Source organism: Microcoleus sp. BROC3 (genome assembly GCF_036702515.1).
Lineage (GTDB): Bacteria > Cyanobacteriota > Cyanobacteriia > Cyanobacteriales > Microcoleaceae > Microcoleus.
On the sequence record NZ_JAUBTQ010000025.1, the window covers coordinates 1 to 21,470 of the forward strand.

Annotated in this window: 21 protein-coding genes; 12 read left to right on the forward strand and 9 right to left on the reverse strand. The window is 44.2% G+C overall.

Annotated features, from left to right (window positions below; translation table 11 throughout):
- Window positions 1–262 precede the first annotated feature (262 nt).
- On the reverse strand, window positions 263–583 hold the full coding sequence (locus tag QUB30_RS17135; RefSeq protein ID WP_333335440.1) for a transposase: 321 nt from the start codon (window positions 581–583) through the stop codon (window positions 263–265).
- Between the two features lie 299 nt (window positions 584–882).
- Window positions 883–1,200 (reverse strand): transposase family protein, encoded by a 318-nt coding sequence (locus tag QUB30_RS17140; protein ID WP_333335443.1) that lies wholly within the window; start codon window positions 1,198–1,200, stop codon window positions 883–885.
- Window positions 1,201–1,311: 111 nt separating this feature from the next.
- Between QUB30_RS17140 and QUB30_RS17145 the strand changes: the two genes are divergently transcribed.
- The 6 genes from QUB30_RS17145 to QUB30_RS17170 all read left to right on the forward strand — a co-directional run bounded on the left by QUB30_RS17145 (window position 1,312) and on the right by QUB30_RS17170 (window position 7,706).
- Window positions 1,312–1,527: a hypothetical protein gene (locus QUB30_RS17145; protein WP_333335445.1), complete on the forward strand. Its 216-nt coding sequence runs from the start codon at window positions 1,312–1,314 to the stop codon at window positions 1,525–1,527.
- A gap of 423 nt (window positions 1,528–1,950) precedes the next feature.
- Window positions 1,951–3,288, forward strand: coding sequence for a flippase (locus QUB30_RS17150; RefSeq protein WP_333335447.1), 1,338 nt, complete (start codon window positions 1,951–1,953; stop codon window positions 3,286–3,288).
- Window positions 3,285–4,481 carry a hypothetical protein gene (locus tag QUB30_RS17155; protein ID WP_333335450.1) on the forward strand — a complete coding sequence of 399 codons (1,197 nt, stop codon included), beginning with the start codon at window positions 3,285–3,287 and terminating at the stop codon, window positions 4,479–4,481. Before QUB30_RS17150 ends, QUB30_RS17155 begins: the two co-directional genes overlap by 4 nt.
- 24 nt (window positions 4,482–4,505) lie before the next feature.
- A complete protein-coding gene (locus QUB30_RS17160; RefSeq protein WP_333335453.1) occupies window positions 4,506–5,375 on the forward strand; it encodes a hypothetical protein in 870 nt (289 codons plus the stop codon).
- Between the two features lie 98 nt (window positions 5,376–5,473).
- Window positions 5,474–6,406: a glycosyltransferase family 2 protein gene (locus QUB30_RS17165; RefSeq protein WP_333335456.1), complete on the forward strand. Its 933-nt coding sequence runs from the start codon at window positions 5,474–5,476 to the stop codon at window positions 6,404–6,406.
- 34 nt (window positions 6,407–6,440) lie between these two features.
- Window positions 6,441–7,706: a glycosyltransferase family 4 protein gene (locus tag QUB30_RS17170; RefSeq protein WP_333335459.1), complete on the forward strand. Its 1,266-nt coding sequence runs from the start codon at window positions 6,441–6,443 to the stop codon at window positions 7,704–7,706.
- On the opposite strand, the gene QUB30_RS17175 is transcribed toward QUB30_RS17170, so the two are convergent.
- Window positions 7,703–8,461, reverse strand: coding sequence for an FkbM family methyltransferase (locus tag QUB30_RS17175; protein WP_333335462.1), 759 nt, complete (start codon window positions 8,459–8,461; stop codon window positions 7,703–7,705). The two genes, QUB30_RS17170 and QUB30_RS17175, sit on opposite strands and share 4 nt — an antisense overlap.
- A 44-nt stretch (window positions 8,462–8,505) precedes the next feature.
- Here QUB30_RS17175 and QUB30_RS17180 point away from each other — a divergent pair, with 44 nt between their 5' ends.
- The 5 genes from QUB30_RS17180 (at window position 8,506) to QUB30_RS17200 (ending at window position 14,030) form a co-directional block, all read left to right on the forward strand.
- A complete protein-coding gene (locus tag QUB30_RS17180) occupies window positions 8,506–9,387 on the forward strand; it encodes a glycosyltransferase family 2 protein (RefSeq protein ID WP_333335465.1) in 882 nt (293 codons plus the stop codon).
- An 87-nt stretch (window positions 9,388–9,474) separates the two neighbouring features.
- Window positions 9,475–10,626, forward strand: coding sequence for a glycosyltransferase family 4 protein (locus QUB30_RS17185; protein ID WP_333335469.1), 1,152 nt, complete (start codon window positions 9,475–9,477; stop codon window positions 10,624–10,626).
- 115 nt (window positions 10,627–10,741) lie between these two features.
- Window positions 10,742–11,971, forward strand: coding sequence for a glycosyltransferase (locus tag QUB30_RS17190; RefSeq protein WP_333335472.1), 1,230 nt, complete (start codon window positions 10,742–10,744; stop codon window positions 11,969–11,971).
- Window positions 11,972–12,029: 58 nt separating this feature from the next.
- Window positions 12,030–13,112: an NAD-dependent epimerase/dehydratase family protein gene (locus QUB30_RS17195; RefSeq protein WP_333335475.1), complete on the forward strand. Its 1,083-nt coding sequence runs from the start codon at window positions 12,030–12,032 to the stop codon at window positions 13,110–13,112.
- Window positions 13,113–13,184: 72 nt separating this feature from the next.
- Window positions 13,185–14,030, forward strand: a complete 846-nt coding sequence (locus QUB30_RS17200; protein WP_333335478.1) for a WecB/TagA/CpsF family glycosyltransferase — start codon at window positions 13,185–13,187, stop codon at window positions 14,028–14,030.
- A gap of 353 nt (window positions 14,031–14,383) precedes the next feature.
- Here QUB30_RS17200 and QUB30_RS17205 read toward each other — a convergent pair whose 3' ends face one another.
- From QUB30_RS17205 to QUB30_RS17230, 6 genes are all read right to left on the reverse strand, one after another.
- Entirely contained in the window at window positions 14,384–14,617 is a 234-nt protein-coding gene (locus QUB30_RS17205) for a hypothetical protein (RefSeq protein ID WP_333335482.1), read from the reverse strand.
- A gap of 4 nt (window positions 14,618–14,621) precedes the next feature.
- Window positions 14,622–15,017 (reverse strand): class I SAM-dependent methyltransferase, encoded by a 396-nt coding sequence (locus QUB30_RS17210; RefSeq protein WP_333335702.1) that lies wholly within the window; start codon window positions 15,015–15,017, stop codon window positions 14,622–14,624.
- 3 nt (window positions 15,018–15,020) lie between these two features.
- On the reverse strand, window positions 15,021–15,323 hold the full coding sequence (locus QUB30_RS17215; protein ID WP_333335485.1) for a hypothetical protein: 303 nt from the start codon (window positions 15,321–15,323) through the stop codon (window positions 15,021–15,023).
- Between the two features lie 755 nt (window positions 15,324–16,078).
- Window positions 16,079–17,038 carry a DUF362 domain-containing protein gene (locus QUB30_RS17220; protein ID WP_333335488.1) on the reverse strand — a complete coding sequence of 320 codons (960 nt, stop codon included), beginning with the start codon at window positions 17,036–17,038 and terminating at the stop codon, window positions 16,079–16,081.
- A gap of 125 nt (window positions 17,039–17,163) precedes the next feature.
- Window positions 17,164–17,490 (reverse strand): hypothetical protein, encoded by a 327-nt coding sequence (locus QUB30_RS17225; protein WP_333335491.1) that lies wholly within the window; start codon window positions 17,488–17,490, stop codon window positions 17,164–17,166.
- A gap of 174 nt (window positions 17,491–17,664) precedes the next feature.
- Window positions 17,665–19,089 (reverse strand): aspartate ammonia-lyase, encoded by a 1,425-nt coding sequence (locus QUB30_RS17230; protein ID WP_333335495.1) that lies wholly within the window; start codon window positions 19,087–19,089, stop codon window positions 17,665–17,667.
- Between the two features lie 376 nt (window positions 19,090–19,465).
- Between QUB30_RS17230 and QUB30_RS17235 the strand changes: the two genes are divergently transcribed.
- Window positions 19,466–21,331: a hypothetical protein gene (locus tag QUB30_RS17235; protein WP_333335498.1), complete on the forward strand. Its 1,866-nt coding sequence runs from the start codon at window positions 19,466–19,468 to the stop codon at window positions 21,329–21,331.
- Window positions 21,332–21,470: the final 139 nt, after the last annotated feature.

A 21,470-nucleotide genomic window follows, 5' to 3' on the forward strand; every position in this document is an offset into this window, starting at 1 on the left:
TACAATTATGAGTTAGCTCTAGGGGGCTAAATTTAAAACTTCTGATTATAACATATATCTTTTTTGCAAGAGGTCTATTATCAAGAGTTAGGAAAAGCACTCTTAGTTTGCGTTTGGACAAGTTACATCGTCAAATATTTTTAACTGGTTTACACACTGCTGTTATTGTACCTCATCTTTCTGAGAAAGGCTATAGTATGGTTCTGCCTTTTTTAACCAATCAATTAGTTCTAAGGTCTCTTTTCCCAAATTTTGACTCTGCTCAAATAAATAGAGCGTGAAACTCTTCTTTTAACTCGTGCATAATTCCTAGTAAGGCTGCAGCATTTTTTACTTTTTTTAATTTCTGTTTTTGTGGTTCAGACAATTTAATTGCTGCTTTCATTAATATATATTTACTTACTTTTAAACAGTAAAATAATTTAGTTATTTCTTTAACTTTTAGTGCTGATGCTGCTTTTTTTTGAGCAATTCTCGCCTGATTAAATTCCTCCTGAAGCATTTTTGTTACGTGAAATCTGTCTACTGTTACATCAGCATTCGGACAAACTTTTGTGACTAATGATTTATAATGACCCGTCATATCTATACTTACTTTTTTTTATTGGATATAATACTTTTTCTCCCCATTTAAGCATCACTTTCTCTATCTATGACTGCTTTTTTTCGGCAACCAACCCTATTAATTTATGTGTTTCTAGGTCAACTAAGACCACAATAAATTTTCCTTGTCCTTTCACTAAACTAATTTCATCTATTCCTAATTTACTTAAGTTTTATACATTGATAGGAATATTTTCTTAGCTACAGATTTTACCATTGACCAAACTACCTCTTCTGTTAATTTTTTATTTTTAGCAACGTTATTAATATCATTATGGATTACTTGTTTAGTAATACTTTCCGCATATCGATGGGTGAATTTTTATTTTTTACTACAAAATATAAGGTTTCACTAAAAGGTTTTTGGCAATTTTCACACTTAAATCTGCGCAGATTTACTCTGAGAATTACTTCTTGGTCGCTGATGGGTAAATCTCTCACCATAATTCCTTGATTTTGATGAAGACGATGGCTGGCTTGACCACATCGGGGACCAACTGCGGTTTTATTCTCCGATTTCACGGCGAAAATTAATGTTTCGCCTGTCTGTTTTTTATTTTCTACTATGACCACCGCTAAATTTAGTATATTTGTCATGAACCTCTTCGTAGCTTATTTTTTTAAAACCTTTCTTTGAGCATTTATTAACATTTTAGCACAGACAGTAAGTACGGAAGAACCAAAAAGTTTCAGATCTACTTGGATACTATGTTATTTTTTTGGCTGAGAGTGGCACTGCCAATTTCTCTGCTAGCTCGTTTCATCGTCCAGACTCTTTACGGCGAGCCATATGCAGCTTCAGCCAGGGTGCTATCAATCTACGTCTGGGCTCAATTTGGCAACAACATCGGCATAGCTATAAATATCTATTTTGCTATCGAAGGTCAACTGCGATACAATCTTTACTTGACGGTAGCCGGCTGAATTTTTAATATAGTATTGAACTCTCTACTGATTCCTCAATATGGAGCCTTGGGAGCAACAGTAGCAAGTTGAATAACTTATTCTTATGTAAGTATTTTACTAAAGTTTTACATAAAAGAATTAAAACCTTTCGGAAGTTTAATTTTTGGCTCGTTGAATTTATACAAAGTAGCTTCTCGGCTGCTCGGAGCGAGCGGGTCATTGAAATTCAACCAAACCTCGCGTACCGCTCGCATGGTTCCGATGTTGGCAAGGTACTCAAACCAATGGAAAAATTCTCAACCAGAACAGCGAGAAGTTTTTCAAGAAATGTTTAATTTCGGGTAAAACTTATGATATACTATCATAAGAAGCCTGGTTGTTAATTCCTTCTTGACGGCTCAAAAAACATATTTATTTATTATAAGGATTCAAAACTTTCTGATGTTAGAAAAGCTAACTGCGGCCAGTCAAAAACTCGGGCCAGGTCTCCGTCAGGTACTCGTGAATCTGGCGTGGTTGTTCACTGACCAAATTTTGCAAATGGGTCTGGGTTTGGTGGTAGGCCTTTGGGTAGCCCGCTATCTGGGGCCAGTTCAATTTGGCTTGCTGAACTACGCGATCGCCTTTGTGTCCGTCTTTAGTTCGGTAGCGACAATGGGATTGGGCAGCATCATCATCCGCGATATCGCTCGCAATCCTGAATGCAAAAACGAAACGCTGGGGACTGCCTTCGGGCTGCAATTTACTGGCGGTTGCATCACTCTGTTGTTAACTGTCGCGGTGATTTCGCTATCCAAACCTGACGACAGCCTGACTCGCTGGCTGGTGGGCATCATCGCCGCCGGAACTATCTTTCAGGCTTTTGAGGCGATCAATTTTTGGTTCGAGTCCCAAGTGCAGTCAAAATATACAGTGCTGGCGAAGAATTCGGTATGTTTTTTGGTTGCCGGAGTCAGAATTGGATTGGTGCTGATTAAGGCACCGCTGCTTGCCTTCGCCTGGATGAGATTGGCAGAGGTGGCGATCGTAGGAATAGCTTATGTATATTTTTATCGCCTTACAGGAAATAAAATTCAGGATTGGCAATTCAGTTGGGCCCGGGGCAAGCAACTGCTGCACGAGAGTTGGCCGATAATTTTGTCGGGATTGGCAGTTTATTTGTACTCAAAAACCGATCAGCTTATGCTGGGTGCGATGAATCAAAATGCTGAACTGGGATATTATGCGGCGGCTGTTAAAATATCGGAAATCAGCGATTTCTTCCCGATGATCATATCTTCCTCTATTTTTCCAAAATTAGCGAATTTGAGAGAGAGAAATTATGCAGAATATCTAAATAAATTTCAAATTTATTGTGATACGATGATGATTTTATGGTTGGGAGTGGCAATCCCGATTTCATTACTTTCTCCGTGGATAGTGGACGTGCTTTACGGTGAAAAGTATGCTAAGTCAGCAGCGGTACTCGCCATCTATGTTTGGGCGCAATTTGGCAGCAACTTTGGAGTAGCGCGGAACACCTATTTTACGATCGAGGGTCAGTTGCGCTACAGTCTTTACTTGACTGTAGTCGGCTCGATTTTAAATGTGGGGTTAAACTTGTGGCTCATTCCTAAGTATGGAGCTTTTGGTGCTACGGCTGCTACTCTAATTACTTATTTTTACGTGATTATTTTAGTCAATTTCCTAATTAAGGAATTGCGCCCTTTTAGTAAATTAATTTGGCGATCTCTTAACTTGTACAAGGCTGCTTCCCGGTTAATAGGATTACTAAAATGATTGAAATCAAACCCCAAATTCAGCATAAATCTAATTGCCCCAAATCTGGGACGGCTTTACAGCCAGCAAAAATTTTGTGGCAGGGTATGCACATTTGTGTTGAATTCAAGTCGGACTCTGGTAGTGAAATAATCGATTTATTGAGAGTCGGTCATGGATCTAACACATCCCTTCAAGTAGATTTGGCAAAAGGAGAGGTTTTTTCGGGCAACAGTTACGTTGCAGAATGGTTGGGAAAACCGTTACTAAATTCACTCCAAAATCCTCGAAGCGAGAAACTTGAAATCACCAAAGAAATTTTCAAGCCGTGCCAGCGGGTCATCATTTTAAACTGTATTGACTATCTTTACGGTCACTCGTTATTAAAGTTACTGAATGCACAAAGACACTTGGAGTGTAACCCAGAATGCGGGTTAATTGTGATAGTGCCTAAGTTCTTAAGGTGGATGGTTCCAGATGGAGTCGCTGAAGTGTGGACAGTACCTATTTCTTTAAAAAATGGCCGCGATTACTATCTTGATTTCGCCAAGTTTGCTGAGGAAGAAACCAAACGCTTCGACAAAATTTATGTGAGCGAAGCCTATTCTCATCCGAGTCAGTTTGACATCACGCGGTTTACTAGAGTTCCCAAGCACAGTTTCGACAAAGAAGATGTAAATATTACTTTTATTTGGCGGGAAGATCGCCTTTTTATCAACAGCTTGCTATTCCGAATTCTGAGAAAGCTGAATCTGCTGTCAATTGGGCTGGCGGTTCAAAATTGGAAGGTGCGGCGGTTATTTGAGGGAATTCGATCGCGCGTACCGTCAGCACAATTTGCAGTAGCAGGTTTAGGGACAAAGACTGAGTTTCCAGAATGGATTGAAGATTACAGGGTAGAGATGTTTAATGAAAAAATCGAGCAGGACATCTGCCAAGTCTATGCTGATAGCCGTTTAGTAATAGGCCTGCACGGCTCTAATATGCTGCTTCCTTCTGGTCATGCTGGCATGACCATGGATTTAATAGATGAACGGTGGGGCAACTTTGCACAAGACATTATCTACCAAGAGAGCGATCGGAAAATGGCTGCTTTTCGCTATAGATTTTTGCCCTATCAGACGCACACTGATACACTAGCATTCATAGCGGCTGTGATGGTTCTGACTTTTGATGAGTTTAAATCCTACATGACTGCTGATGTTGTTAATTGAAAGGATGGAGGATAGCAGGAAAATATGACGAACTCTAAAGCCATAGTAACGCTAGCAATTGGTCAAAAATTTTTGGAAAACTGGAAAATTTTGTGCCAAGCAAACTGGCAAAAGTATGCAGATAGGCACGGATACGATCTTATTTGTATTGAAAAGCCTTTAGATGATTCAGCACGGGCACAAAAGCGATCGCCCTGCTGGCAAAAATGTTTAATTCTGGGCGAGGAATCTGTCAATAAATATGATAGAGTAGTCTGGGTAGATGCAGACGTTTTGATCAATTCGGCAAATGCTCCCTGTATTGTGGAAGGTGTGGCTGTTGATCAAGTAGGTGCGGCCCCAGAATGGGCAACACCTAACGAGCAGTTATCTGCTGAAGCTAGAGACCGATTGTTTGAAACTTGGGGAATTACGGACGAAAAAAACGAGCGGGGTACTTATGCTAAGTACGGTATTCCTGCCGAATTCGATCGGATTGTCCAAGATGGTATTATGGTACTGTCACCGTCTCACCACCGCTCGATTTTAGAAAAAGTGTATTATGAATGCGAGGAAACAGGGTTCGGTGAAATGCCTTGGCTTTCTTATGAACTGTTAAAAGCCGATTGCGTTCAATGGATCGATCCGCGCTTCAGCACTGTCTGGAGCGTTCACAAAGCTTTGTATTACCCATTTTTGCTGCACAAACCGCACACAAAACCCAGTTTATTTAACCGGGTCAAAGGCAAACTTTTATCAAAAGGAATACCGGGGCGGTTGGTTGACAGGCGGGCTAGCGAGTGTGCAACAACGGCTCTAATCAATACTTTTTTTCTGCACTTTGCGGGTACTGCGGGTGAAATGAGACTGGTAGACTTAGAATCTACTTCCTGGCGAGATTTGCGACCTGGTTAATGTTTTTTTAGTCAATGGTGGAAGTACGGTAAATACTTGGAATTGTTTTTGTACGAAGCGAGACTTGCATACAATCATAAACATAGTAGAGTAGTTAAATGCCCGATTGGCAAGTGAAGACCCCTGTTGCATTTATTATTTTTAAACGCCCCCAAGAAACAGAAAGGGTGTTTGCAGAAATTCGCAAAGTAAAGCCGCAGAAACTATTAGTAGTTGCTGACGGGCCCCGTGCAGATAGACCGGGGGAAGACCAAGATTGCGATCGGGCTCGTGCGATTATTGACCGAGTAGATTGGGAGTGCGAAGTTTTGAAAAATTACGCTGACGTAAACCTGGGCTGTCGGCGGCGGGTTTCTAGCGGTATAGATTGGGTGTTTGATACGGTTGAAGAGGCAATTATTATTGAGGATGACTGTCTGCCTCATCCTACATTTTTCCGTTTCGCTGAGGAATTGCTCGATCGCTACCGAGACGATCGCCGGATCATGTCAATCTCCGGTCAAAATGTTCAGTTCGGCCGCAAAAGAACTGATTACAGCTACTACTTTTCTCGCTACAATCACTGCTGGAGTTGGGCCAGTTGGAGGCGAGCTTGGCAGCACTATGATTTAGACATGAAGCTGTGGCCGGAAATTCGCGATGGTAATTTTTTGGCTGACGTACTGGGAGATCCGCAAACTGTAAAAGTTTGGACCAATATTTTTCAACTTTGTTATGAGGGAAAAATAGATACTTGGGATTTCCAGTGGGCCTTTGCTAGCTTTATTCAAAATGGTATGAATATTCTGGCAAATGTCAATTTAGCTTCTAACATCGGACACGGTACGGGAGGAACCCACACGGGAGATGCCAGCAGTCCCTACAATAATATGCCAACAGAAGCTTTAACATTTCCGCTGAAACACCCGCCTTTTGCAATTAGGGATACGCAAGCAGATAATTTTACTCAAAATACTTTGTATGATTACGATCCGCCGCTGCTGAAGAAGGTGCAAAAAAAAATACATAAACTGTTGAAAAAAAACAAGTAAAATCCGAGATAACTCTAGATGATAGGCAGGGGAGATGAAGGTTGTACTTATTAATAGTTCTGATATTGAAGGCGGTGCAGCCCGCGCCGCTTATAGACTGCACCAAGGTTTGCAGGGAATTGGCGTGTCTTCGCAAATGCTGGTGAAAAATAAGAAAAGTGGCGATCCGAATGTCATCTTGTCACAGAATGGTATTGCGAATAAGTTTGATAAGATTATTTCAACCATATCAAACTCGCCATTGCGACTTTACCCTGAGAGAAATCCCGCTATATTTTCTCCAGAATGGCTGCCGGACTCCCTGGCTGCTAAAGTTGCCAAAATTCAGCCAGATATTATTAACCTGCACTGGGTTTGTGGGGGTTATTTGCAAGTAGAAAGTGTTCCGAAGTTTAATAAACCCCTAGTCTGGACGCTCCACGATATGTGGCCTTTTACAGGTGGATGCCACTACAGCGAACAGTGCGATCGCTACACTAAATCTTGCGGTAGCTGCCCGCAACTGCACAGCACCAAAGATTCGGATCTGTCGCGGTGGGTGTGGCAGCGGAAAGCTAAAGCTTGGAAAAATATTGACCTAACTCTGGTTAGCCCTAGCGCTTGGTTGGCTAAATGCGCTAGTTCAAGTTCTTTGTTCAAAGATTATCGAGTTGAGGTAATTCCTTACGGCATCGATATTCAAAAGTACAAACCCATCAATAGTCAATGGGCGCGAGAAATCCTGAATTTACCTAAAGATAAACAAATTGTACTCTTTGGAATTGCAGGTGGAACTAGCAACCGCTGGAAAGGGTTTAATTTGCTAGTATCGGCGTTGCAAAGCCTGAGCAAATCGGGCTGGAAAGATCGGATAGAGCTGCTGGTTTTTGGTTCTTCTCAACCGGAAAATGCCGTTGAACTGGGTTTTAAAGCTCACTATTTGGGTAATCTAGCAGATGATATCTCCCTAGCAACAGTGTATGCAGCAGCAGATGTCTTCGTCGCCCCTTCTGTTTACGATAATTTGCCAAACACGGTGATGGAAGCTGGAGCCTGCGCAATCCCCAGCGTCGCATTCAATATCGGGGGACTCCCGGATATGATCGAACACTGCTCAAATGGCTACTTAGCGAAACCTTATGAAACAGAAGACTTAGCTAAAGGTATTGCATGGGTACTCGAAGATCCGCAGCGGCACCAAAAACTCTGCGCCAGGGCCCGTCAAAAAGTGGAACAAGAATTTACCTTAGACATACAAGCAAATCGCTATTTGTCTCTTTTTTCAGAACTCGCCACGGCTTCAAACAGCACCGCCCCTTAAACCAACTGTTTCCGCTGCTCTGGCGTAGCAAAAAAATTAGACTTTCTAAATTGTCCGTTTTCTTTAACAAACACCATGTCTACTTGAGCTAAAGCTCCGTCGAGGGGACGGATGTAACCCCCAAAAATATCGTAGGTGGCGAATCCGCGCTCTTTCATATAACTGACGATATCGTAGAATTGTGGCCCGCCGACAAAGAATTCAAACAGGGATACTTCCAGAATGATTATTTCTGTATCCTCCAGCACCTGGCGAGAGCCGTCTAAAACATTAAGCTCAGCGCCCTGCACGTCTACCTTCAATAAATAAGGCCCTTTTAAGTTTCTTTCCCGGCACAAATCATCAAGGACAACCAGAGGAATTTCCCTGGGAACACCGTCGGCAACACTACCTTCTGACTCCTTGAGAGTTGAAGAGCCGTAAAGTTGAGGGTGAACATTAATCGTAATATTTCCCGCTTGAGCGCCGGCACCAGCCATGATATACTGAGCGTTGTATTTTTGACAAATTTCTTTTAAATTTTTCTCGTATTCGATCAAAGGCTCTACCAGCAAAAAATTGGTTTGGGGAAATTTTTCGTACAATTCAAAAGTCCCGTAGGCAACGCCGACATCTATAACGGTTTCTGGTTGAAAACCCAACTTGATAAACTGATCGAGTACGCCGTACATAGATGTTCTCATGCCTTGACGCGGGAGATCGAATCCCAAAGGCTTAAGTATTTTATACGCTATTTTTTTGAGTAATTGCCTCATATTTTTTTCCAGACTACAATATTGAATGAAACTATTATAGATTGATGAAACCACACAGCACTATAGCAACAATCATAACTTGCCACAACCGCAAGCAAAAGACCTTAGCTAGTCTCGCGGCGCTATTCAATCAGGTACTGCCTGCAGATGTCTTTCTGGTGGCGTACTTAGTGGACGACGCCAGCACTGACGGTACGGCCGAAGCTGTGCAGGAGACTTATCCGCAAGTTAAATTGCTGCGCGGAGATGGGAACCTGTTTTGGAATGGAGGAATGCGGCAAGGACTTGCTGAAGCCATCAAGCAAAATTATGACTACTACGTCTGGCTCAACGATGACACTGTACTGGAACCGGAAGCCTTGAACACAATGCTGGCAACGTCCCGCTGCTTAGCTGAGCAAGGCAACACGCGAGCTATTGCAGTGGGTTCTACTCGCGACTCGGAAACTGGGGCGCTGACTTATGGAGGCTGGTTGCGGACTAGCTGGTGGCATCCTTTGCACTTTCGTCTGCTGGAACCGAGCGAGGAAGCTCAGCCGTGCCATACTATGAACGGTAACTGCGTTTTGATGCCGCGATCGGTAGTTGAAGTAGTGGGAAACCTAGACCCCGCATTCATCCACAGCATGGGAGATATTGACTACGGTTTGCGAGCGGTGCAACAAAATTGTACAGTTTGGGTGGTTCCTGGATACGCGGGCACCTGCTCGACCAACCCGCCTGAGGGTAACTGCTGGGAAGACCCGAACATGAGTTTGCTCGATCGATTTAAAAAGGTACTGCAACCCAAGGGTTTTGGACCAAAAGAGTCGAAAGTGCTGGTACAGCGGCACACGAATATCTTGTGGCCGATATATTGGCTGTTACCTTATTTGAGGTTGATTTTGATCTCGCTCCGCCGAGGATCTGTAGGCTATCGCGGCTGATAGTATTTTTGCAAGCACAGGGAATGGGGAAGATTTTTGGCGATACCGCCGGCTTTCTTGTCGTCGCTACAACTAAAGGTGAACCGCATGGATGAACTCCGCATCGCTTGGCTTGTCCCGGAAGTGGGTCTGGGAGCCTACTGGCAGCCTGTTTTGAGAGAATTTACGAAAGTGTTTAAAAACACTGTGTTCTACACCGGCGGTGTCTGGCCGGGATTCGATCCGACAATGCCTGGATCGTCGGCAATTCAGCTAGTAGGAAAGACGAGTTTTGTCGAAACTACAAAGATAAATACAGGCTACGATCGCGGGTTTATTGTAGTCTCACCATCCATTATTGGCTATCTGCTTGAATTTCGACCTCATGTCGTATTTCCGCAAGCTTTCTCTTTGTGGACTGTAATTGTGGCTTTGTTAAAACCGCTGATCGGATGGAAAATTGCGATTATTTATGATGGCAGTTCCCCGAATACAGACTTTAGAGATTCCAGTTTTCGGACATTTGTTCGCCGCATACTTGTGCGGTTTGCTGATGCTTTTGTTTCTAACAGTAATGCTGGCAAACAATATCTGATGGAAGTTCTAAACGTACCCGAGGATAAAATTTTTACTAGAACCTATCTCGTACCGGATGCGGGAGCTTTGCTGAAACGGTTGGATCGAACTAAGCCACCAAATTTGCAGTTAAAACGCCCAATTTTTCTGTATGTAGGGCGGCTCACAGCTAGAAAGGGAATTAAGACGCTTTTAGAAGCTTGCGCTATTCTTAAAAGTCAAGGTTATGCTGATTATTCGCTGTTGATTGTTGGCAAGGGAGATCAGCGGGAGGAACTGGAAGCTTTTATTAAAGAGCGCAATTTTGAAGAGCAGGTAACTTGGGCCGGATGGGTGGAATATGGAAGTTTGGGTGCTTACTTTCAGCAAGCTGATGTTTTTGTATTCCCTACTTTTGAGGATGTCTGGGGAATGGTGGTACCGGAGGCGATGGTTTTTGGCAAACCTGTACTCTGCTCAAATGGTGCGGCTTCCTGCGAATTGATTGCTGAAGGGGAGAATGGTTACATTTTCGATCCTAGAGACTCTCAAGGTTTGGCCTCGGCGATGGGGCGTTTTCTGGACAATCCAGATTTGATTGAGTCGATGGGAGAGCGATCGCGCGAACTAATTGCTCAAAAAACTCCCGAAACAGCCGCCCAAGCTTATGTCGAAGTAACATCATTTTTAATGGTTAGCGGTTAAGCTGTTGTGGGTAGTAGAAAAAAACAGCGTTTTAAGTAACCAACAGAAACTAACCACGAACAAAAAATTAAAAACTCATGCCTAACCACTAACCACTAAGCACTAACAATTGCCGATGAAAATTCTTTTATCTGCCTTTGCCTGCGAACCCGGACAAGGATCTGAGGAAGGAGTGGGCTGGAATGCGGTGGTAGAAGCCGCCAAACACCAAGAAGTGTGGGTACTAACTCGCACCTTTTACCGTACCGCTATTGAAGCCTTCCTCGCCGCGAACCCGAACTCTAACCTGCACTTCGTCTACATTGAGCCTTTCGGCTGGAGCGAAAACTTTAAAGGTAGACAGGGAGGTCTGCAATTGCACTATTACCTGTGGCAAATTTTGGCTTATTTAGAGGCGCGCGATCTCCACCGCCAAATTAATTTCGACATCGCCCGCCACGTCACCTACGTTAAATTTTGGTCGCCGAGCTTCATCTCGCTGCTGCCTATTCCTTTTATTTGGGGGCCTGTGGGCGGCGGCGAAGCAGCCCCTAAACCTTTTTGGGAAGATTTTAGCTCCAAGGCAAAACTTTACGAAACAGCGCGAGACTGGGGGCAGCGCCTAGGTGAGAGAGATCCCTTTGCCAGGATGACGGCTCGCAGAAGCGTCTTAGCTTTGGCGACAACGGAGGACACGGCGAAGCGGGTGCGGGCGATGGGGGCTAAAAAGGTGCAGGTGCTTTCAGAAGCGGGTCTGTCAAAGGCAGAGATGGAGCGGCTGGGAGAGTGCAAGCTGCCAGGGCCTTCACCGATCAGGTTCATCAGTATGGGGCGGTTGCTGCACTGGAAAGGCTATCACCTGGCGGTACGGGCCTTTGCCCGAGCTAACTTGCCGAATGCCGAATATTGGCTGCTGGGGGATGGCCCGGAACGCGATCGCCTTCAGTCTTTAGCGCAAGAATTGGGCATTGCTTCTCAAGTTAAGTTGTGGGGGAGGCTGCCGCGCGAGGAAAGTTTGGACAAGTTAGGGGAGTCTCATGTACTGATTCACCCTAGCTTGCACGATTCAGGGGGGTGGACGTGTCTGGAGGGGATGGCGGCGGGGCGTCCCATCATCTGCTTGGATCTGGGAGGGCCTGCCACTCAAGTGACTGCCCAAACTGGGGTAAAAGTACCTGCTTACAATCCAGAACAGGCAGTGCAGGGTCTAGCTGAGGCGATCGCTCATTTAGCCGGCGATGCCGAGTTGCGATCGCGCTTGGGTGAAGCAGGTCGAAATCACGTCAGGGAAGTATATGATTGGAATATCAAAGGTAAATTCTTTGCTCAATTGTGCGAAGATATAGTCTATCGAAAATTAGGATGATATCTGATTTGTTCTAGCGCACAAAACAAAGAAAACTATATTTTTTAGGCGGTAAAACGTGAGCGTTGCAATCATTACTGGATCGGCGGGTTTAATTGGCTCGGAGGCGTGTAAGTTCTTTGCCAAACAAGGCTTCGAGATAGTTGGTATCGACAATAATATGCGCCAGTTCTTTTTTGGGGCTGATGGTTCTACAAACTGGAACCGCCAACTCCTCGAAAAGTCCTTGGGAACCAAGTATTATCACTTAGATGTGGACATTCGCGACTACGAAGCGATTACCAATATCTTTCAGCGGTACGGCGAGTCGATCGAGTTAGTCATTCACACAGCAGCACAACCTAGCCATGATTGGGCTTGCCGTGCTCCGAAAATAGACTTTACCGTCAATGCCAACGGCACTCTCAATCTTCTAGAAGTAACTCGCTTGTACTGTCCAAAAGCAGTTTTCATTTTCACTTCTACGAATAAAGTATACGGCGATACACCCAACAAATTGCCTTTAATTGAATTAGAACACAGGTGGGAAATTGAATCTGGCCACACTTACGAAACCGGCATTCGGGAAGATATGTCGATCGACCAGTGCCTGCACAGTTTGTTTGGTGCTTCTAAGGTAGCTGCTGACATTTTAGTTCAAGAATACGGTCGATATTTTAATATGAACACCGCTTGTTTTCGCGGCGGCTGCTTGACGGGACCAAATCACTCGGGAGCTCAATTGCACGGCTTCCTCGCCTACTTAATGAAGTGCGCCGTCACGGGAACCCCTTACACCGTGTTTGGCTACAAAGGCAAGCAAGTCCGCGATAACATTCACAGCGCGGATTTAATTTCGGCATTTTATGAATTTTATAAAGCTCCCAGAAGCGCCCAAGTTTATAATACAGGAGGAGGCAGGTACAGCAATTGTTCTATGTTAGAAGCTATCCAGATGTGCGAGGCAATTGCGGAACGCAAATTTAATTGGACATATGCTGAAGGAAATCGCATTGGCGATCACATTTGGTGGATTAGCGACAATTCAAAATTTGCAAGTCACTATCCTGACTGGAAAATGAAATATAACGTTAAACAAATCCTACAGGAGATTTATGAATGTAACCGCGAGCGTTGGCTGAAAGAGGGGTCGAAGGATTGAGTAAAAAAAAGAACAGGGTGCCAATTTTGCAAACGATGGAATACAAAGTTAAAAAAATCCTACAGGATATTTATGAGTGTAACGGCGAGTGTTGGCTTAAAGAGGTCTTCCATGATTGATAAAGGGAAAAAGAATGTACTGGGCATATTAGTAAATGCGGTTAATTATGAAGCGGCTGTCAGCAAAATTATTGCGGCAGCCAGCGCCCGAGAACCTATGTCTGTTTCGGCTCTAGCGGTTCACGGGGTGATGACTGGGGTTCTTGACAGGACTCATCGCTATCGGATCAATCACATTGACTTAGTATTGCCAGACGGACAGCCGGTGAGGTGGGCGTTAAATTTGCTCTACAATACGGGATTGCCCGATCGAGTTTGCGGGCCCAATGCGATGTTACATATCTGCGAACGTGCCGCTCAAGAAGGATTATCTATCTATTTGTACGGCTCTCACGCTTCTGTACTGGAGGCTTTATCTCACAATCTGTGCCAGCGTTTTCCCAAGTTAATTATCGCTGGAACTCAGCCTTCTAAATTTAGGCACGTTTCGGCCCAAGAAAAACAAGAAATTGCGCAGCAAATCCGCAACAGCGGTGCCGCAATTACTTTTGTCGGTTTGGGATGTCCGCGACAAGAGGTCTGGGCTTACGAATACCGGGACGACTTATCAATGCCGCTGATTGCTGTAGGTGCTGCTTACGATTTTCATGCGGGTAATTTGGCTAAAGCTCCTGAGTTTTTATCTAAGATAGGTTTGGAATGGCTGTTTCGGATGATTAAGGAACCCAAGCGCCTTTGGCAGCGCTATGTTTTTTTGAATCCGCTTTATATCTGGCTGTTTTTGCTGCAAGCTTTGAAAATCAAACAGTTCGACCCCACAGACGCCACGCCGCCTGTGGAAGAAGTATTGTATGGTTGAAATTTAAACGTTTCTGGTGAATTATAAGCGTTCACAACTAAAAAGTAAAAAAGCAAAAAGTAGAGAGCGTAACTAATTGTTTTGATGTGTAACTGCGATCGCATCTTCAAGAAGACTTACGCCAGAAAGCAATTTTTAGATTTTTTATGGGGTAAGGTGCGCACTGCGCACCCTACATATACAGTTTGTGGGTCAGTCTCGATCGAGTCAGGTTGAGTGCTGGGTCAATAGTCGCATTTTGTCCGATCGCACTCCTGGCATTGGGAATTATCGCAGGGGAGGGCAAAAGTATTGTGACTGTGTAACCACACTTGATATAAAACCAAAAGTTTATTGCCCTTAGCTCGCTCTTCCTATGGCTTTTGTGCCACAACCCGGATCGAATCGTACTTGTTTTCATCAGCCGCAAAAATTGTTTTCAGCAGTAGGTTCCAAGCTTGGACTTTACTGTTTTCTTTGGGCTTTACCATCTGATGAGATTCCATTGAATCGAACACATTAAAAATGTTTCTTTCATCATCGATCCAACTGTTGGCAAATTGGCGATAGTAGCCATTAAACTCGGTAGAAATTATCTCAAATCCCACTTTTTCACAGATAGCGCGGAAGCTCTGCGGTGTGAAGAAATACAAATGCCTCGGTACATCTAGATGCATCCATGCCACCCCTGATGACTTTCAGTCCAATACAAGAGTTATTTGGTACTTCCATCACCAATTTGCCGCCATCCACGAGCAAACTCATGGCATTGCGCAGTGCCAGTAAAGGATCTCTGGTATGTTCGAGTACGTGGTTCATCACAATCATGTCGTACTGTCTAGACTTGACTTCCGGGGGCAAAGATTCAGCAGTACCGTAAAATACATCAAGACCTCGCTGCTGGGCGAAAACCAAAGCTTGTCGATCGGGTTCTACGCCCCAGACTTTGTGACCATCTGCTTGCAGTTCTTCCATCAGTTCGCCGTTGGCGCAACCGATTTCTAAGATCGACTACGAAGCAGTCCCGAACTGTTGCTTCCACCATTGACTTGTGACATCTACTCCGCGATCGAAACGCCACGCTAGATGCGTGCGCAATTTATCCAAGAAGGAAATAGAAGAGGAAGAGTCAGAATCTGTAGAGTCTGCATGGTGAGTATAATACTCGTCAATTTCGTAGAAGCTGGCGATTTTGTTGAGTTCCGGTAAAGGATGAATGCGTCCAAGTTGTGACTTTTCGCAGCAGTACAATTGAAACGATTCTTTGTTTCCAGGTCTGCGCCAATCACCCGGTATCAATAGCCACGGTTTCATAGTCTCTCCCGATATAGGACAGACGACGGTAGGACTTAAGCAATTTTGACTTTGCATTTTAGTTTTCATTATTTAGGTACTTGAGGTACTAATAACCACTAATGTTGGATTTCAAACCCGCAAAGAAATTATCTGCCAGTTACCATTGCGGAATCCGAAATACAGCGGATGACTGCCCCAAAATTATTAGGTTTCGGAAACACGATTGCTGCAGCGTGGTTTTCAGCTTACATCGAATTTAAGCTAACGCATTTAACTGGCTCTGTCACGTTTGATAAAAAACTACACATTCCGCGATCGGGCTGTGAGTAAGTTTTCCTATATTTAGAAATTCAGCAATAATTTAAGTATAAATTAAGTTATAAAACTGGGTAGCGATGTAGGCTGCGATTGAGACAAATAAAAACTTTCGGCGTTGCTTAATCAGGGTATGAAAAAAATAACTTGAAAATCCCGAAGTTTTGTGGATACTGGTTTCTCTGACTTGCATATTTAGCCCTTCATACCCTAAATCAGCAACGCCAAAACTTTCTTGCATTTGTAGCTAAATAATATTGCTGAAATCTTTAGCGACATCGAAGTATAAAATTTGCGATTTCATCTATCAGTAGCCACAAATTTTGCGTCCGCTACAGTTCCTTGACATCAAAATTTAGCTCCCAGTTGAGTTAGGAAGCCAAACTTTTGTTTAATCTTAAGTACAAGAGGTGGTTGACAAGCGCGCCTTTTTATGATGAATGTGTCGCGAATGCCTCCTATCGATCGGCGTAAGCCCCGATCCGTTCTTTGATAAAGCGGATATAAAAATGCCTGAAAGTAGACTTAATCACCCGCGGCATACCAAAGTCGATCGGCATCATGCTTTCCGGTAACTTCCAATCCAAAATTTTCACATCTTCCGGCTGCAAAAGCGGAAAATCAATCGCCTCTAAATTCGAGCAAAGTCCCAATCTCATCGCCGCAGCTACAGTCGGAACCGCCGCCGGATCGGCATTAATAATTTCAACTAAAGTTCTGTCCAAAGCAAACACATCATCAGACGCGCCCAAAATTCCCAAAAACTTAGGTTCGCCGCCACTTGGCCCGTTACCTTCGTGGCCGATAATGCCATCCAAAATCGTCAAATTTGGGTTAATAGCGCGGGCAGTTTCTACCAGCATTTCACCGAATCTGGCGCTATCTTTGCCAGCTTCCATGTGCCACCAAGCCTTCATTTTGCCGGGGACGCAGCCGAACAAATTTTTCACGCCCATTGTTACGGTTAATTGAACGTGAGATTTTAGTTTGGGCAAATTAATCACTACATCCGCTTCCATAGCTTCTTTGCAAATTCGCAGATGATTGAAATCTTCGCTGACTGTTTTGTAGCGTTTTCCTTGAAACTCAACTACTGGCAAATTCAGTTCTTCCAACAGTGGCAAATAACCGTTGGCTTTGGCTACACCCATGGCGCTGCCAAAAGCTGGACTATCACCTAAAAACGGTTTTCCTCCCGCTTCAATGACCATTTTAGCCACGCAGTAAACCAATTCCGGGCGGGTGACGCATTCTTTGGTAGGGCGAGAACCAGTGAGGAGATTGGGTTTGAGTAAAACTCGATCGCCCGATTTGACAAAAGCCGAGATTCCGCCCCACGGTGCCAGCAAACTTTCTAAAGATGCTTGCAAGATTTGGCGATCGTAGGAATTGGCACGAATTAAACTAACAGCAGACATATTTAGGAATTAATTTGTAATTGTTGAGCGATCGGGAATAATTTCAATGTAACGCACGCACGGAACACCTTAAGCAGGGCGATCTGCGCGCACCTTACCCAGAATAATCTCAATACAAATGGGTCCTAAGTATCCATCGGCAATCTACCAACAGCAGCCCGCTGCATGGTACTAACTCGCAGCGAGTTAGAGAATATTCCTTGACCTTGAAGTTCCGGAATAGCAGGTTTTACTTCTATTTTTACCACCCTGGCAGTGCAAATAAAAACGGTTTGATCGGCTAAATGAAAAGTCAACCAAGGTTGATTTAACAAATTCAGCACTTCCTCTTGGAATTCAGGTGCAGGAATCGGAATAGTAAAGGTTTCTGCGTGACCTTCCACATAATGAAATGTCACTTGAGTCGTGTTCTCTTTATCGTGAGTTAATTTGCCAAAAGAACCTGCGCGCATAAACTTTGCTCCCAAACTTTAGACTATAAAAAAAATCCAGAATTAAATGTAAAAAACTTGAATTCTGAATTTTTTAACTTTAACCTGTGACAGCGCGTAGGCAGAAATCAGAATGCTGAAGGCAGAATTATATCGAGTTCAGCCTTCTAGTTTCTACCTGATACCTTCGCTCTTCTAAACGTTAGCAGAAGATGCCGGCATCGCACTCATTTTCTCTAAATCTAGAACTTTTGCCAAGTCTTCTGCACTCATTAAACCCCTTTCTAGCACAATTTGCCGCAAAGATTTGCCAGTTTCTAGAGATTCTTTGGCGACGGCGGCGGCGTTGAGATAGCCGATGTGAGTGTTGAGGGCGGTAACGAGGGCGAGACTGCCTTCTGCGTAAGCGAGACACCGATCGCCCTTCGCTTCAATTTTGGCGAGGCATTGTGTAGTCAAAGCGCTGATGGTATTGCCCAAAATTTCGATGCTGTGAATGAGATTGTAGGCAATCAGGGGCATCATCACGTTCAATTCTAATTGTCCTGCTTGGGCTGCCAGGGCGATCGCGCTATCGTAACCCATAACTTGAAAACAAACCATCGATGTCATTTCTGCCATCACAGGATTGTATTTTCCCGGCATAATTGACGAACCCGGTTGCACGGGAGGCAGTTGAATTTCTTTCAAACCCGTTTTCGGCCCGGAATCCATCAAACGCAAGTCATGGGAGATTTTAACACAATCCTGAGCGAGATTTCGCAGTGCACCGGACACATTTACAAAGGGTGCCATACTCTGCATAGCAGCCATTAAATGCCTTGCTGGTTTCACGCGGTGGTCGATTAATTCGGAGAGAATTTCAGCAACTTTTTGACAGTATTCAGGATGAGTGTTTAAGCCTGTTCCTGCCGCACTTCCCCCCAATCCCAGAGATGTCAAATCATCGGATGCCCTGTCAATTCTCAAGGTATGTTCTCTGAGAATTTGCGCCCAAGCGCCAAAGGTATCGCCGAGTCGAACCGGCACAGCATCTTGCATATGAGTGCGGCCGGATTTAACAATATCTTTGAATTCTTCTGCTTTGTTTTCTAGGGCGACTACCGCATCCGACAAAGCCGGAAACAGAGTTTTTTCTAACGCCAACAATCCGCCGATCCGAATCGCCGTCGGAATCACATCATTGGTTGATTGACCGTAGTTTACGTGGTCGTTAGGACTGACGCGCTTGTAGTTGCCTTTTTCATCGCCCATAATTTCCAAAGCGCGATTGGAAAGAACTTCATTAACATTCATGTGGTGAGAAGTTCCGGCGCCGGCTTGGTAGACATCAACTACAAATTGATCGCGCAATTTGCCAGCTAGGATTTCATCTGCTGCTTGGACAATTGCTTGACTGATGTCTTGGGGAATGCAGCCGAGTTCGCCATTGGCGATCGCCGTTGCTTTTTTAATTAAAACACAAGCATCAACGTAAGTTGATAAAGGCTTAATGCCGCTAATCGGGAAATTTTCAATAGCCCTTAGAGTTTGGATGCCGTAGTAGACATTAGATGGAATTTGTTTGTCTCCCATTGAGTCGCTTTCGGTGCGGTAGCTGATGGTTGGGTGTTCGCTCATATCGCCTTGTTTGTGATGATTGGGAATGGGGGATTTTTTTTAAACACTGCTGACTGTCACTGCTGTTTTACCGCGCCTGCACGCCCCGTAAAACAGCAGTCACGATTGTAAATAATTATCTCACACTCCGAGTTAAATCTCAAAGCTCAAATTTGAACTTAAGATTTTTCCCCTAAATTTTTGCAATAGTATTTGTGTAATTCAGAGTTTTTTATTTCGCATAATTCTTTACTTTATTAGATAAAATATACCTGTTTGACAATAAATATTAAACCATGCTTCTGATTTTTGTAACAAAAATTCAAGTTCCCAATCGGGGAAAGTTGTTATATTTGGTAGCACAAACAATTTTGCAGCAGGCGAATTGCCAAAAATTATGCCGCGTTACCAAACCCTAGATGATGTTACTACTCTCCAAGAGGCACTCGAAGGAATAATTGTTGAAGATTTAAAAAAGCTGAATGCGCTGTTGTCGGGCGATCGCAAATTAACTCGCAAAGCTGACCTGGTTGCTGGGATTAAAGAGCAAATGCAGGGACAAAAACTCAAGCAAGTTTGGGCGCAATTAGACGACCTGCAAAAAGCAGCCGTAGCGGAAGTTATACATGGGTCAGGTGGTGGCTATGATCCCGATGTATTTGTGGCGAAATACGGACAACAACCAAACTGGGGAATGAGCGATCGCTATGGATACAACCGAGAACCATCCCTACTATGCTTGTTCTTCTACGGGAGTGCGATACCCTACGATCTTGAAGAAAAATTGCTGAAGTTTGTGCCAAAACCTCAAGCAACTTCCTTAAATCTGGTTGGCGATGTACTGCCAGATAATTTTATAATTCGTGTAGAAAAACAGAACTTTCGTACATCTAAAATAGAGGTATCCGAGTACGAAATTCCTTTGACAATTTTTGAAATGGAACGGGCAGCCCCAAAGGACTTGGAAGCAGTTTTGCGTCTGATTCAGTCGGGCAAAGTTGCCGTTAGTGAGAAAACTGCATTACCGGGTGCCACAACTGTAAAAGCGATCGCCGCCGTATTGCAAGGGGGTGATTTTTATAACGACGAACAGCGCCAAGCTACCGTGGAAAAGGGCGATATATTCTACGAGGTTGGTAACATCAAATCCTTTGCTTGGGCCGCGATCGCCCAAGCGAGCAAATTCGCCGAACAATCGGGCAAAAAGCTAGTTTTGACCAAAGCGGGACAGAAAGCTTTGCAAGAATCACCTGCTAAAGGATTACAGACAGCATGGAAGCGCTGGTTAAAAACAAACACTTTTGATGAATTTCGCCGCATTGATGCGATTAAAGGACAAACCGGCAAGGGCGCGCGCGGCATGACAGCGGTGGCGGGGCGGAGAGAGGCGATCGCCTCAAGGCTAGCAGAATGTCCTGTCGGTAAATGGATTCTGTTTAGCGAATTTAGCAAGTATATGTTGGCAACGGGGAATCGGTTTGAAGTAACGCGCGATCCCGACAATCTCTATATTTCTGAATTTGGGTATGGTAACTTAGGATATTCGGGCAGTCACGATTGGCATATTCTGCAAGAAAGATATATGCGCTGCCTGTTATTTGAATATGTTGCTACCCTGGGAATAATTGATGTTGCCTATGCCGATCCGTCCCTCATACCCAGCGATTTTGACGATCTTTGGGGAACGGACGATTTGAGATTTCTCAGTCGCTACGACGGCTTAATATCTTTTCGCCTGACAGCTTTGGGGGCTTACTGTTTGGGATTGACTAACAATTACACCCCGCCAGCAATTGAGTTCCGTCAAACACTCCGCGTACTGCCCAATTTAGATATTGTTGTAGCAGGAGAAGGCATCGCGACATCAGATGCGATCGTCCTCGATCTCTATGCTAAAAAAGTTTCAGATGTCGTCTGGCAACTCGATCGACAAAAGCTATTTACCGCCATTGAAGCGGGATACCCGCTAGCAGAATTTCAAGAAGTTTTAGAGACAAGAAGTATCGAACCGCTACCCGAAACCGTACAGCAATTTCTGACGGATGTTACAGAACGATCGAATAGTTTGCAAGATGCAGGAACTGTCAAGTTAATCGAATGTAAAAACGCCCATTTAGCATTGTTGATTGCCAATGATTCCCGTACCAAAAAATTCTGTCAGCTAGCGGGCGATCGCACTTTGGCAGTTCCATTATTCCAGGAAACTAAATTTCGCAACGCCCTGCGGCAGATCGGCTACGTCTTACCCCAGCGGGATAAATAGTAATACCATTTCTCTAAAATCGTGCAACACTCTTCGACCCCCCCTAGCCCCCCCCGCTGCATTGCGGGGGGGACAAGAATACTGTTATTTCGTTTAAAAGTGGTATAAGATCGTGTCCGGTGTTATCGATCGCACTCGC